1 rRNA gene is annotated in these 599 nt (G+C 28.0%); it reads right to left on the minus strand.

What is annotated here, in order from left to right:
- Positions 1–508: 508 nt before the first annotated feature.
- Positions 509–599: ribosomal RNA gene (rrf, locus tag OW763_RS16790) — 5S ribosomal RNA — on the minus strand; the annotation flags it as partial.

The raw sequence follows: 599 nt of genomic DNA on the forward strand, positions 1-599 counted from the left end.
TGAATTTCTTCTTGTCAACAACTTTTTGAATTTTTTAAATCTTCTTAAATTCTTTAATTTGTTGTTGTCTTATCGTCTCGCTCGACGACAAGGAATATCTTATCACAAATATTAACTCAGTTATATGCAATAAACTTCATTCATTTAAGTTATCATGTAATTACTTTGTTTTTCTCTATTTTACTTATCAATTCTCACATTGATACACAAGGATGAGTATACTTTATTTATTCTTATCTCAAATCATAGCCTCTCTTAAATCTCTAAATATTATTGTAAACTTTACTTCTGATAAATAGAATTGTTCTTTATAAATATTCTCATCTATTGTAGATGTTATAAGTTTTATATCAGCTATCTATGTTACTTACAACAAATTATTTTTGCTCCCTTACTCTTTGCATTTTAATTGTATTTATATCTTCTAAATATAGCATTTTAAATAATTTTATTAATAACATAATTTTTATACAAAAAACACTAAGCTTTTGCTTAGTGTTTTTAACTTACCTGGCAGCGACCTACTCTTCCACATCGTCTCCAATGCAGTACCATCGGCGCTTTGAAGCTTAACCTGCGTGTTCGGAATGGGAACGGGT

Origin of the sequence: Clostridium aestuarii, from assembly GCF_026735135.1 — a bacterium.
GTDB lineage: Bacteria > Bacillota > Clostridia > Clostridiales > Clostridiaceae > Clostridium_H > Clostridium_H aestuarii.